Origin of the sequence: Mycobacterium sp. MAC_080597_8934 (assembly GCF_000523975.1) — a bacterium.
GTDB classification, from domain to species: Bacteria; Actinomycetota; Actinomycetes; order Mycobacteriales; family Mycobacteriaceae; genus Mycobacterium; species Mycobacterium avium.
Genome location: NZ_JAOS01000004.1, coordinates 286,881 through 298,819, shown reverse-complemented (window position 1 = coordinate 298,819; position 11,939 = coordinate 286,881). Strand labels below are relative to the sequence as shown.

The 11,939-nt window shown below is 67.7% G+C and carries 13 protein-coding genes; 6 read left to right on the top strand and 7 right to left on the bottom strand.

All coding sequences use genetic code 11. The features are described 5' to 3' along the window. Positions 1-49 precede the first annotated feature (49 nt). Positions 50-355 carry an MTH1187 family thiamine-binding protein gene (locus NF20_RS04135; RefSeq protein ID WP_003876604.1) on the bottom strand — a complete coding sequence of 102 codons (306 nt, stop codon included), beginning with the start codon at positions 353-355 and terminating at the stop codon, positions 50-52. A gap of 82 nt (positions 356-437) precedes the next feature. On the opposite strand from NF20_RS04135, the gene dtd reads away from it, so the two are divergent. Continuing rightward, positions 438-869 carry a D-aminoacyl-tRNA deacylase gene (gene dtd / locus NF20_RS04130; RefSeq protein ID WP_023899805.1) on the top strand — a complete coding sequence of 144 codons (432 nt, stop codon included), beginning with the start codon at positions 438-440 and terminating at the stop codon, positions 867-869. Positions 870-900: 31 nt separating this feature from the next. After that, positions 901-1,809: a class I SAM-dependent methyltransferase gene (locus NF20_RS04125; protein ID WP_023899806.1), complete on the top strand. Its 909-nt coding sequence runs from the start codon at positions 901-903 to the stop codon at positions 1,807-1,809. A 6-nt stretch (positions 1,810-1,815) separates the two neighbouring features. Here NF20_RS04125 and NF20_RS04120 read toward each other — a convergent pair whose 3' ends face one another. The 3 genes from NF20_RS04120 to NF20_RS04110 form a co-directional block, all read right to left on the bottom strand. Further along, on the bottom strand, positions 1,816-2,841 hold the full coding sequence (locus tag NF20_RS04120) for an alcohol dehydrogenase catalytic domain-containing protein (RefSeq protein ID WP_033712980.1): 1,026 nt from the start codon (positions 2,839-2,841) through the stop codon (positions 1,816-1,818). Positions 2,842-2,860: 19 nt separating this feature from the next. After that, entirely contained in the window at positions 2,861-4,825 is a 1,965-nt protein-coding gene (locus tag NF20_RS04115; protein WP_033712981.1) for a flavin-containing monooxygenase, read from the bottom strand. Positions 4,826-4,927: 102 nt separating this feature from the next. Beyond that, positions 4,928-6,361, bottom strand: a complete 1,434-nt coding sequence (locus NF20_RS04110; protein ID WP_050593744.1) for an HNH endonuclease signature motif containing protein — start codon at positions 6,359-6,361, stop codon at positions 4,928-4,930. A gap of 148 nt (positions 6,362-6,509) precedes the next feature. On the opposite strand from NF20_RS04110, the gene NF20_RS04105 reads away from it, so the two are divergent. Further along, entirely contained in the window at positions 6,510-7,640 is a 1,131-nt protein-coding gene (locus tag NF20_RS04105; RefSeq protein ID WP_003876584.1) for a nitronate monooxygenase, read from the top strand. A 9-nt stretch (positions 7,641-7,649) separates the two neighbouring features. Here NF20_RS04105 and NF20_RS04100 read toward each other — a convergent pair whose 3' ends face one another. The 3 genes from NF20_RS04100 to NF20_RS04090 form a co-directional block, all read right to left on the bottom strand. Then, positions 7,650-7,880, bottom strand: coding sequence for a hypothetical protein (locus tag NF20_RS04100; RefSeq protein WP_003876583.1), 231 nt, complete (start codon positions 7,878-7,880; stop codon positions 7,650-7,652). A 136-nt stretch (positions 7,881-8,016) separates the two neighbouring features. Then, positions 8,017-8,331: a hypothetical protein gene (locus tag NF20_RS04095; RefSeq protein WP_044544380.1), complete on the bottom strand. Its 315-nt coding sequence runs from the start codon at positions 8,329-8,331 to the stop codon at positions 8,017-8,019. A gap of 11 nt (positions 8,332-8,342) precedes the next feature. Then, on the bottom strand, positions 8,343-8,741 hold the full coding sequence (locus NF20_RS04090; RefSeq protein ID WP_023869200.1) for a hypothetical protein: 399 nt from the start codon (positions 8,739-8,741) through the stop codon (positions 8,343-8,345). Between the two features lie 212 nt (positions 8,742-8,953). Between NF20_RS04090 and NF20_RS04085 the strand changes: the two genes are divergently transcribed. The 3 genes from NF20_RS04085 to NF20_RS04075 all read left to right on the top strand — a co-directional run bounded on the left by NF20_RS04085 (position 8,954) and on the right by NF20_RS04075 (position 11,928). Continuing rightward, positions 8,954-10,240 carry a cytochrome P450 gene (locus tag NF20_RS04085; RefSeq protein ID WP_011725062.1) on the top strand — a complete coding sequence of 429 codons (1,287 nt, stop codon included), beginning with the start codon at positions 8,954-8,956 and terminating at the stop codon, positions 10,238-10,240. A gap of 24 nt (positions 10,241-10,264) precedes the next feature. Then, positions 10,265-11,278 (top strand): alcohol dehydrogenase, encoded by a 1,014-nt coding sequence (locus NF20_RS04080; RefSeq protein ID WP_023899814.1) that lies wholly within the window; start codon positions 10,265-10,267, stop codon positions 11,276-11,278. Positions 11,279-11,361: 83 nt separating this feature from the next. Then, positions 11,362-11,928 carry a YceI family protein gene (locus NF20_RS04075; protein WP_033712982.1) on the top strand — a complete coding sequence of 189 codons (567 nt, stop codon included), beginning with the start codon at positions 11,362-11,364 and terminating at the stop codon, positions 11,926-11,928. The last annotated feature ends 11 nt before the right edge of the window (positions 11,929-11,939 follow it).

Here is an 11,939-nt window from a genome sequence, read left to right as displayed (position 1 = left end):
GATGGGTCTGCCGACGGGGTGTGCGGGCGTTTCGCGCGGCGGTGTCAGGCTAGCCGTCGGACAGGTAGCGCTCGACCGAGGCGACCTTGTGCGTCATCGCGTCGCTGACCCCGGCGCGCCAGTCGGCCTTGATCACCGTGCTGACCCGCGGCGCCCGGGCGGCCACCGCCTCCACCGCGCGCTGCACGACCGCCATCACCTCTTCCCATGTCTCGCCTTCGATCACGGTGAACATGGAGTCGGTCTTGTTGGGCAGACCGGAATCGCGAACCACCCGAACCGCTTCGGCGACGATCTCGCCGACACCCTCACCCACGCCCAGCGGGGTGACGGAGAACGCGACGAGCACGGACACCCGACCGAGCGTACCCAACGACGGGAGGTCTGGGTCGCCAAAGGTCTGAGGGTGGTGGCCCGGTCTGGCACCATCGAAACCCATGCGGGTGTTGGTGCAACGGGTCTCGTCGGCGGCGGTGACGGTCGAGGGCGCGGTGGTCGGCGCCCTCCGGCCCGATGCCCAGGGTTTGTTGGCGCTCGTCGGCGTCACGCATTCCGACGACCGCGACAAGGCGCGAAGGCTCGCCGAAAAGCTCTGGAAGCTGCGGATTCTCGCCGATGAGCGATCCGCGTCCGACGTCGGTGCGCCGATTCTGGTGGTCAGTCAGTTCACCCTGTACGCCGACACCGCCAAAGGCCGCCGCCCGTCCTGGAATGCGGCCGCGCCCGCGGCGATCGCCGAGCCGCTGGTGACCGAGTTCGCGGCGGCCCTGCGGGGACTGGGCGCCGACGTGCAGACCGGGGTGTTCGGGGCGAACATGCAGGTCGAGCTGGTGAACGACGGTCCGGTCACCGTGCTTCTCGAGCTGTGAGCGCCCCGGCCGCGGGGTAGGTTTGACTGCTATGACCACACCGCAGTTCGGCTCCCAACGTTCCGACGATGACAACTGGGACATCGTGAGCAGCGTCGGATACACCGCGCTGCTCGTGGCGGGATGGCGCGCCCTGCACACGGTGAGCCCGCGGCCGTTGGTGCGCGACGACTACGCGAAGACCTTCATCGCCGCGTCAGGGGATCCGTATTTGACTGGGGTGCTTGCCAATCCGGGGACGTCGGAGGACGAGCTGGCCTTCCCGCGCCTGTACGGCGTGCAGACCCGGTTCTTCGACGACTTCTTCGACGCCGCGGGCGCGGCGGGCATACGACAGGCGGTGATCATCGCCGCCGGACTGGATTCGCGGGCCTACCGTCTCGAATGGCCACCAGCGACAACGGTTTTCGAAGTCGATTTAGCCAAGGTCCTCGAGTTCAAGGCGCGGGTGCTCGGCGAGCAGGGCGCCGTGCCGAAGGCGCGCAGGGTCGAGGTCGCCGCCGACTTGCGCGCCGACTGGTCCCGGCCGCTGGAAGCGGCCGGGTTCGACGTGGAGAGCCCGAGCGCCTGGTCGGTGGAGGGGCTGCTGCCCTACCTGACCGACGAAGCCCAACACGCGCTGTTCACCCGAATCAGCGGGCTCAGCGCGCCGGGCAGCCGAATCGCCATCGGCGCGCTGGGGTCGCGCCTCGACCACGACCAGTTGCACGCCCTGGAGGAAAGTCACCCCGGGGTCGACGTGTCCGGGAATGTCGATTTCTCGGCGTTGACGTACGAACCGCAGTCCGACCCCGCGGAATGGCTGGCCGCGCATGGCTGGGTGGTCGACCCCGTCCGCAACACGCTTGATCTGCAAGCCGGTTACGGCATGACGCCGCCGGAGGTGGACGTCAAGATCGACGGCTTCATGCGGTCGCAGTACATCACCGCGGCCCGGTGAACACCGCTACGGTTTCAGCAGGATCTTGACGTCGTCGCCCGACCGCGACCCCGCGGTCGCATACCCGGTGGCCGCCTCGTCCAAAGGCATTGTCGTGGTGAAGATTCCGTCGACGTCCAGCCGGCCCGACTGCAACAGCGGAATCAATTCCGGCCAGGTGCGCTGCACCGGCGCCGTGGTCATCCGCAGCGTGATGCTGCGAATCAGGCAGCCCAGCGCGTTGAGCGGGAACGGGTTCATGTCGTGCACGCCGACCACCGAGACCGTGCCGCCCGGCCGCACCGCGTTGAGCGCCTCGGTCAGGGAGGCGTCCGTGGCGACGGCGTCGATCACCGCGTCGGCGCCACGGCCGCCGGTGGCCGCGAGGATCGCCTCGAGCGCCGGCGCCTTGACGGGCGTCGCCCCCCACCGGGCGGCACGCGCCAGCCGGCCGTCAACCTGATCGACCGCGAAAACCGTTGCCGCGCCCTGGAACAGCGCGCTGCGCAGTGCGCACAAGCCGACCGCACCCAGCCCGATGACCGCCACCGTGCCACCGAAGGGAATGTCGGCCCGCTGCGCGGCGGCCCAGCCGGTGGCCAGATTGTCGGTGAGCAGCAGCGCCTGCTCGGTGCTGATGCCCTCGGGGATCTTCAGCAGCTGGAAGTCGGCCGCGGGCACCGCCAGCAGATCGGCCTGCGCGCCGCCCAGCACACCACCCCCGAAGATCTGGAAACCGGAGTGGCACAGCACCGGATCCCGGGTGGCGCAGCCAGCGCAGCTGCCGCAGCCGGCGACCGAGGACACCATGACCTGATCGCCGACCTTGACGTTGCGCACCTGCGGCCCGGCCTCCACAACGGTGCCGATCGCCTCGTGGCCCAGCGCAATCGGGTCCGGCATCGGGAAGTCGGCCTCGTAGAAGTGCAGGTCGGATCCGCAGATACCGGCCGCGCTCACCTCGATGATCGCCCCGTCGGGCCCGGGAAGCACGGGATCGGGGCGGGTGTCCACCCGGATGCTGCGGGGCCCGTCGACGACTACGGTGCGCATAGTGTCGTGCTCACTTTCCTTATTGCTGTCCCTGTCGATTCCCTTGTGGCACAGCATCTTTCATCCGCACCACGAACTGCGACCAATCGGGCTCGCGCACCGCGGACCAGTACTCGTTGAGACGCCATGGACTCACCGTATGGATCTCGCCGTCGGCGTTCTTGAAATAGGAGTGCTTGACCGCCGGGTGTGACCACACCATCTTCTTGATCTGGGCCTGGGTGCGCCGGTGCCAATCGATGGCGGCGTCGGGTTTCGGTTCGATGGAATGCACACCGGGCTCGCACAGCCGCGCCAGGCATTGGTCGATGTAGCGCATCTGCAGCTCGGACTGGAAGATCAGGCTGCCGCCGTGAGCGAGGTGGGTTCCCGGGCCGTAGATGATGAAGAAGTTCGGAAATTCCGGCACGGTGATGCCCAGGTAGGCATACGGCCGGCTCCCCCACATTTGGTGCAGGTCGACCCCGTTGCGGCCGGTCACCTTCAGGGGCCACAGCACATCGGTGTGCCGGAATCCGGTGGCGTACACGATGACATCGGCGTCGTACGCCGCCCCGTCGACGGTGACGATGCCGTGCGGCGTGATCTTGTCGATGGGCGTGCGCACCAGTTCGACGTTGTCGCGCTGCAGGGTGCGCAGCCAGCTGCCGTTGTCCTGCAGGGTTCGTTTGCCGCAGGCGGGATAGTCGGGCATCACCTTGGCCAGCAACTCCGAATCCTCGCCGACCTGGCTGGTGATCCATTGCGAGAACATCATGTGGGCGGCGGCGTTGACGTCGCTGACGGCGTGCTCCTGGTCGGCGTAGTTCGGGTCGGCCTCGGCAGCGTCCAGGCCCTTGTCGGAGCCGGGCCACAACACCAGGAAGCGATACCACCGGCCGTAGAACGGCAGATGGCGCATCGCCCAGCGCACTCCGTCGCCGACCTCGTCGTGATACATCGGGTTGGGGAACATCCACTGCGCGGTGCGCTGGAACACGGTGAGCCGCTTGACGTCCGCGGCGATCGCCGGTGCGATCTGAAATCCGCTGGCGCCGGCGCCGACGAGAGCAACCCGCTTGCCCTTCAGCTCCACCGAGTGATCCCAGGCCGCCGAATGGAACGACGGGCCCCGGAAGGTCTGCGCGCCGTCGAAGGCCGGGATGTTGGGCCGGTTCAGCTGTCCCACCGCGGTGATGAGCGCCCGCGCCCGCATTGTTTCGGTGTGGCCGTCGGCCGAGCGCAGCGACACCGTCCAGGTGCCGTCGCCGTCGTCCCATTCGGCCGCGAGCACCTCGGTCTGCCAGCGCACCTGGCCGGCCAGGTCGTGTTGGTCGATGACCTTGGTGAAGTAGTCCTGCAGCTCGTATTGCTCGGCGAAGAAATGGGTCCAGTCGTTGTTGGGTTCGAAGCTGTAGCAATAGAAATGGTTGGCCACGTCCACCCGGGCGCCGGGATAGCTGTTCTCCCACCATGTTCCGCCCGGGCCGGCGTTCTTCTCGACGATGGTGAACGGAATGTTGGCCTGCTTGAGGCGGACGCCGGCCAGGATGCCGGACTCGCCGCAGCCGACGACGAGCACCGGGAGCCCGGCCGCGCGTTCGGCCGGCAAGGCGGCGGGGCGGCGCGGGTCGACGCCGTCGAGGTCCAGCTCTTCGCAGATCAGCGGTAGGTAGTCGTCGGGCACGTGTTCGCAGGCGGCCCAGTCCATCATTTCCCGGATGAGCTCGGGGCTGAGCGGCTCGGGTTCGGGGCAACCGCGGTCGCGGTAGTCGGTGATGACCGAGAGCGCCTCTGCGCGGGCCCGGGCCTTGTCCTCCTCGGACATGAACCCCTGGACCTCGTTGAGGAAGATGCCCATCTGCTTGAAGTCGCGGATGAAGCGTGGGTCGCCGGTGATGTGGACGAGCGAGAGCAACAGCGTCGGGATGCTGACATCCTCGAGGGCGGCGGCGATCTCGGCCGTGGAGGTGGTAAACGGTTCGCCGGCGTAGCGGCTGCGCATCAAGCCGATGTCCTCTCGATGGTCGGATAGGTAATGGTCGGATACGTGATGGTCCCGTAGCCCCAATTACGCTACGCATCGTTTCGTAATTGCAGCACTACGCTACCCGGTCGCTCGGCGCCGGATCAAGGGATCGGCGGCTGCGGGGTCGTCGGGGGCGTCGGACGTGTTGTCGCCGGTGTCGTTATCGCTGTCCGCGACCAGCTTCTCGGGGTGATGGAAGGCGTTGGTCCGCGGCCGGCCGTGGTCGAGATGCGGTGGTGGGATCCATTCGGTCTCGCCTCGGCCGTTCTTGCGGGTGATCCAGCCCTGCTCGGCCAGCGGGTGATGGCCGCCGCAGGCGAAGGTCAGTTGGTCGATGTCGGTGCGGCCGCATTTGGCGTAACCGGTGACATGATGGACTTCGCAGTAATAGCCCGAAACGTCGCAGCCCGGGTGCGAACAGCCACGGTCCTTGGCGTACAAGACGATTCGTTGCCCCGGCGAGGCCAGGCGTTTTGTGTGGTACAGCGCCAGCGGTTTGCCGTTGCCGAAGACGGCGAGGTAGTGGTGGGCGTGGCGGGCCAGGCGGATCACATCGGACATCGGCAACAGGGTGCCGCCGCCCGTCAGCCCCTTACCGGCCGCGGACTCGAGGTCCCGCAGCGTGGTGGTGACGACGATGCTGGCGGGTAACCCGTTGTGCTGCCCCAGCTTTCCGCCGGCCAGCAGCGCACGAAGGGCCGCGTTGAGGCCGTCGTGGTTGCGCTGGGCCGCGCTGCGGCTGTCGCGCTGGATCGCCTCCTGGCCGGGCGGGCCGTCGACGACGGGTGCTGGATCGTCGGGGTTGCACATGCCCGGCGCGGCCAGTTTGGCCAGCACGGCCTCGATGGTCGCCCGGGCCTCGGGCGTCAACCAGCCGCGCAGTTGCGACATGCCGTCGGGTTGTTGGGCGCCCAGGGTCAGTCCGCGGTGACGCAACCGATCCTCGTCGTGGAACACGCCGTCGGGATTGAGGTAGCAGGCGATCCGGTCGGCCACCTTGCGCAGGCTCTCGGGGCGGTGCTCGCCGGCCCAGCGCGCCAGGTCGGCCTCGGCGGCGTCCCGGGTGGGAACGTCCACCCAGCATGGCAACTGGTCGAAGAAGCGGCGAATGACCGCGACGTGCGAGGTGCCGATGCGCCCGTCCCGCTGGGCGGCGGCGGTGGCCGCATACCGTGGCGGCAACGGCTCGCCGGTCAGGGTGCGCCGGACGCCGAGATCTCGGGCGTCGTCGATGCGGCGGGCAGCCTCAGCGCGGGTGATGAGCAATCGGTCGGCCAGCACGTGGGCGAGTTTGCCGCCGATCTCGGCCGGCGTGGCGTCCTGCTCGATCTGGTTGATCAGTTGGTGACCGGGAACTTGAAGTCGGCGCGTCTGGTGTTCGAGGACCTCGAGCAGCCGGATGCGTTCCGGGTTGGTCAGCGCATCGTAGGAATGCCGCTGGATGCGTGCGACCACGGCGCGCAGGACGTCATAGTCGTCCTGGATGTCCTCGCGGGCGATGATCGAACGCATGTGCGAATGGTAGCTCGACCGGCCGACAAGCAAGCCGATGGCGACGGGCCGTAGTACCAAAACGCAGGTCAGGACCCGCTGGCCACGTCAGTGCGCTCCGTACTAAACTAGAACACGTTTCAATTCCGCCACCGCCCAGGGAGTAGGCATGCACACCGCTATCTGCGATGAGCTCGGTATCGAGTTTCCGATCTTCGCGTTCACCCACTGCCGCGACGTCGTGGTGGCGGTGAGCAAGGCCGGCGGGTTCGGCGTGCTCGGCGCCGTCGGTTTCACCCCCGAGCAGCTGGAGATCGAGCTGAAGTGGATCGACGAGAACATCGGCGACCACCCGTACGGGGTCGACATCGTGATCCCGAACAAATACGAGGGCATGGACTCCCACCTGTCCGCCGAAGAGTTGGCCGAGACGCTGCGCAAGATGGTGCCCCAGGAGCACCTGGACTTCGGGAAGAAGATCCTGGCCGACCACGGCGTGCCGATCGAGGACAGCGACAGCGACAGCCTGCAGCTGCTCGGCTGGACGGAGGCGACGGCCACGCCCCAGGTGGAGGTGGCGCTCAAGCACCCCAAGGTCAAGATGATCGCCAACGCGCTCGGCACCCCGCCGGCCGACATGATCAAGCACATCCACGACGCCGGGCTCAAGGTGGCGGCGCTGTGCGGCTCCCCCTCGCAGGCGCGCAAGCACGCCGACGCCGGCGTGGACATCATCATCGCGCAGGGCGGCGAGGCCGGCGGGCACTGCGGCGAGGTGGGCTCGATCGTGCTGTGGCCGCAGGTGGTCAAGGAGGTCGCCCCGCTGCCGGTGCTGGCTGCCGGCGGCATCGGCAGCGGCCAGCAGATCGCCGCGGCCCTGGCATTGGGCGCGCAGGGCGCGTGGACCGGCTCGCAGTGGCTGATGGTCGAGGAGTCCTCGAACACCCCGGTCCAGCAGGCGGCCTACGCCAAGGCGGGCAGCCGCGACACCGTGCGCAGCCGTTCGTTCACGGGGAAGCCGGCCCGCATGCTGCGCAACGACTGGACCGAGGCCTGGGAGGCGCCGGGCAACCCCAAGCCGCTCGGGATGCCGTTGCAGTACATGGTTTCCGGCATGGCGGTGCGGGCCACCAACAAGTACCCGAACGAATCGGTCGACGTGGCGTTCAACCCGGTCGGTCAGGTGGTCGGGCAGTTCACCAAGGTGGAGAAGACGGCGACCGTCATCGAGCGCTGGGTGCAGGAGTACCTGGAAGCGACCAACCGGCTGGACGAGCTGAACGAGGCCGCGTCCGTCTGACCGACGGGGCTAGACCTCGTCGACGTCGTCGACGTCGTGCCGGCCGGTGAAGACTTCCTTCGTCCGGTCCACCGCGTAGGTGCCGATGTCGATGGAGTTCTGCACGATGCCGCTGGCGCCGCCGGCGATGTCGCCGCGGATGATGTCGCTGGCGTGCTCGACGATGTCGGAGGCTTTCTCCACCGCGTTGGTCGCGATGTCCCGCGCCGCGTCGACCGCATCCTTGGGGTTGAAGGCCATCTCGAGTCTCCTTTTGTCACAGGACTTATCGCAGGGCCGTTGCCCTGACCCTAGACGGAACTCTAGACGGGTCGGGGGGTCATTTCTCGCCGGCGCCGGAGGGCCCGTCGGTAAGGGCAACGGGCCGACAGTGGGCCTAGTAGTGCACCAGGGAGCGCCAGTAGTCCTCGGGGATTTCGGCCCCGGAGCGCATTATCCGGGCCAGCCCGACGGCCATCGCGATGCCCAGCAGTCCCAGCCACAGCCCGGCCAGGGCAATGACACCCCACAGCACAGCGGTGACGACGGGCCAGGGCGAGAGCACCGCCAGCACCGGCGCGAAGAAGAAGCCGGTGCCGATGTACCAGGCCGACCCGGCGCGATCCGAGGCCAGCACGAACCGCAGCCAGCGAGGCACCAGCGGTTTGCCGGACTCGGCGGTCCGACTGCGCTCACAGGGGGCCGGGCTCATGGCGGCGCCGATCATCCGCTGGGCGGGAAGAACCCTGCCCCGGTGAACCATCCTTCCTGCCACCCGCGGTCACCCAGGCACAGCATGGGCAGCCCGGCCTCCGATTGCGCGGCGGCCTGCGGACCGGGGCACTTCGCGCCGGCCTGCTGGACGCCGTACAGCGGGTAGGACATGACCCAGTATCCGGTGGTGGCCGCCGGGAACTGGTTGGGCGGCGGGAAGTGGCACGCCTCGGCCTGCCCGCTGGGCCCTCGACCGAAGATGAACCGCTCGTAGTTGTCGCACGGCGCGCCCAAGGACGCCTGATAATTCATGCCCGGCACGTCGCCGTCGTATCCGGCTGCCGCAACCGGCGCCACGCCGACCGCGATGCCCGCTACCGAAACCGCAGTGAGCAGTTCCCGAATCATCTTCCACCCCGCCTGTGCTCGCCGGTGACCTGCACCAAAGCATATCCGCCGAACCCCGCGCCACAAGGGCCGATCGGCCGGATCCGCCCGGGACAGAGAACACGTTCCAATTCGCGCCCGGCGATCTTGCGCCAATGCTTCCCAACGGTGGCGTGGCAGTGGTTTCCTTGCACAAAGACGACTAGACCACTTCGTCCTCGAGGAGCGGGCCCATGGCAACCGTCGAGCCAACCACCAAGCCGGTCCCCAATCTGCCGCCTGGATTCGACTTCACCGATCCCGACATCTACGCCGAGCGGCTGCCGGTGGAAGAACTGGCCGAAATGCGTCGCGTCGCGCCGATCTGGTGGAACGAGCAGCCGATCGGCGCGGGCGGGTTCGACGACGGCGGCTTCTGGGTGGTGACCAAGCACAAGGATGTCAAGGAGGTCTCGCTGCGCAGCGACGTCTTCTCCAGCCTGCAGAAGACCGCCCTGCCCCGCTACAAGGACGGCACCGTCGCCGAGCAGGTCGAACGGGGCAAGTTCGTGCTGCTGAACATGGATGCGCCGCAACACACCCGGCTGCGCAAGATCATCTCCCGGGCCTTCACGCCGCGCGCGGTCGAGCGCCTGCGCGACGACCTGCGCGAGCGCGCTCGCCGCATCGTCGAGGCCGCGGCCGCCGAGGGTTCCGGCGACTTCGTCGAACAGGTGTCCTGCGAGCTGCCGCTGCAGGCCATCGCGAGTCTGATGGGTGTGCCGCAGGAGGACCGCAAGAAACTGTTCCACTGGTCCAACGAGATGGTCGGTGACCAGGACCCCGAGTTCGCGAGCAACGACGCCATCACCGCTTCCGTCGAGCTGATCATGTACGGCATGCAGATGGCCGCCGACCGGGCCAAGAACCCGGGCGAGGACCTGGTCACCAAGCTGGTTCAGGCCGACATCGACGGCCACAAGCTCTCCGACGACGAGTTCGGGTTCTTCGTCATCCTGCTGGCCGTGGCCGGCAACGAGACCACCCGCAATTCCATCACCCAAGGCATGATGGCCTTCACCGACTTCCCCGACCAGTGGGAGCTTTTCAAAAGGGAGCGGCCCGCCACCGCGGCCGACGAGATCGTGCGGTGGGCCACGCCGGTGACGTCGTTCCAGCGGACGGCGCTGCAAGACTACGAACTGTCCGGGGTGAAGATCAAAAAAGGTCAGCGCGTCGTAATGTTCTACCGCTCAGCCAATTTCGACGAGGACGTGTTCGACGACCCGTTCACCTTCAACATCCTGCGTGACCCCAACCCGCACGTCGGGTTCGGCGGCACGGGCGCACACTACTGCATCGGGGCCAACCTGGCGCGAATGACGATCGATCTGATGTTCAACGCGATCGCCGACGCCATGCCCGATCTCGAATCGATCGGCAAACCCGAACGCCTGCGGTCGGGCTGGCTCAACGGAATCAAGCACTGGCAGGTCGACTATCACACCAACGGGTCGTCGAAATGCCCTGTCGCGCATTAGGCTAAGGCCATCTAGGCTGGACCGATGCCAACACATCAAGCCGTCCAGATTCAATCCGCCGGCGCAGCGTTGGAACTGGTCGACACCGAAACCCGGCCGCCGGGCCGGGACGAGGTACGGCTGACGGTCGGTGCCTGCGGCATCTGCGGCACCGACGCTCACTTCGTCAACGGTGCATTCCCCGGCCTGTCGTGGCCGTTGACGCCGGGGCATGAAATCGCCGGCCGGATCGCCGAGCTGGGCGAGGGTGTCGAAGGGTTCGCGGTCGGCCAGCGGGTCGCGGTCGGCTGGTTCGGCGGGTGTTGCTACCGGTGCGACCCTTGCCGCGCAGGCCTTTTCATCCACTGCGTGAACGGGAAGGTACCCAGCTGGCACTATCCCGGCGGATACGCGGAATCGGTGACGGTCCCGACCAGCGCGCTGGCCCGCATCCCCGAGGAGCTCACCGACGCCGAAGCCGCCCCGATGGGCTGCGCCGGGGTCACCACCTACAACGCCCTGCGGCACACCAAGGCGCTGCCCGGCGATCGTGTGGCGATCCTGGGGGTCGGCGGCCTGGGTCATCTCGGCGTGCAATTCGCCGCCGCAATGGGTTTCGAGACCATCGCGATCAACCGCGGTACCGGTAAAGCCGATGACGCCCGGAAACTGGGCGCCCATCACTACATCGACTCCACGGCCGAAGACCCCGCCGACGCGCTGCGGGCGTTGGGCGGCGCGGCGGTGGTGCTGGCCACCGCCGGCAATTCGCAGGCCATGGCCGCCACGGTCGGCGGTCTTGCGCCGCAGGGCGAGCTTGTCACCATCGGCGTCACGCCCGAGCCGCTGCCGATCAGTCCCCTGCAGCTGATAACGCCGGGCCTCAGCATCGTCGGTCATCCCTCCGGCACCGCCAAGGACGTCGAGGACACCATGCAGTTCGCGGTCCTGTCCGGGGTGCGCGCCTGGATCGAGGAGCTGCCGTTGTCCCGGGCGGCCGACGGCTACGCCGCCCTGGAAGGCGGGCGAGCGCATTACCGCACCGTTTTGACCATGTGACTTTGACGTGTGACTTTGACGTGTGACTTTGACGTGTGACTTTGACGTGTGACTTTGACGTGTGACTTTGACACAGTCGATCCGTGGCATCCGACGACGCGTGGACCATCGGCCCTGCCGACGGTGAACTGCTGCTGCACACCGGTGTCAGCGGTCGGGCGGCGCGCATGGGCCATCGCCTCACCATCGCGATGACCCGGTGGCGCGGCGGCGTCAGCTGGGCCGGCTCGCGGCCCGTGCGGGCCGAGCTGGCCGTCGAGGTGGACTCGTTCGAGGTGCTGCGCGGTGAGGGCGGCGTGAAGGGGCTGTCCACGGCCGAGAAAGCGCTGGTGCGGTCGAATGCCTTGAAGTCCTTGAACGCCAGCCGTTTTCCCGAGATTCGTTACACCTCCGACGTCATCGAGCGCGCCGGCGACGGGTACCGGCTGACCGGCAAGCTACAGATCCGGGGCGCTGCCCGAGACCATGTAATCGATCTAGGCACAGAGGATCTCGGCGAGGCCTGGCGGTTGTCGGTGGAAACGACCGTCCGGCAATCCGATTACGGCATCAAGCCCTTCTCGCTGCTGATGGGGTCGGTCCAGGTCGCCGACGACGTGTCACTGTCGTTCACCGCGGTGCACGCCAAGGATCGGGCGGAGTACCGGTGAGCCGCTGGGGG

Coding starts and splice junctions, on each gene's coding strand:
- dtd (WP_023899805.1), top strand. CDS start 438: ATGCGGGTGTTGGTGCAACGGGTCTCGTCGGCGGCGGTGACGGTCGAG.
- NF20_RS04125 (WP_023899806.1), top strand. CDS start 901: ATGACCACACCGCAGTTCGGCTCCCAACGTTCCGACGATGACAACTGG.
- NF20_RS04120 (WP_033712980.1), bottom strand. CDS start 2,841: ATGCGCACCGTAGTCGTCGACGGGCCCCGCAGCATCCGGGTGGACACC.
- NF20_RS04115 (WP_033712981.1), bottom strand. CDS start 4,825: ATGCGCAGCCGCTACGCCGGCGAACCGTTTACCACCTCCACGGCCGAG.
- NF20_RS04110 (WP_050593744.1), bottom strand. CDS start 6,361: ATGCGTTCGATCATCGCCCGCGAGGACATCCAGGACGACTATGACGTC.
- NF20_RS04105 (WP_003876584.1), top strand. CDS start 6,510: ATGCACACCGCTATCTGCGATGAGCTCGGTATCGAGTTTCCGATCTTC.
- NF20_RS04100 (WP_003876583.1), bottom strand. CDS start 7,880: ATGGCCTTCAACCCCAAGGATGCGGTCGACGCGGCGCGGGACATCGCG.
- NF20_RS04095 (WP_044544380.1), bottom strand. CDS start 8,331: ATGAGCCCGGCCCCCTGTGAGCGCAGTCGGACCGCCGAGTCCGGCAAA.
- NF20_RS04090 (WP_023869200.1), bottom strand. CDS start 8,741: ATGATTCGGGAACTGCTCACTGCGGTTTCGGTAGCGGGCATCGCGGTC.
- NF20_RS04085 (WP_011725062.1), top strand. CDS start 8,954: ATGGCAACCGTCGAGCCAACCACCAAGCCGGTCCCCAATCTGCCGCCT.
- NF20_RS04080 (WP_023899814.1), top strand. CDS start 10,265: ATGCCAACACATCAAGCCGTCCAGATTCAATCCGCCGGCGCAGCGTTG.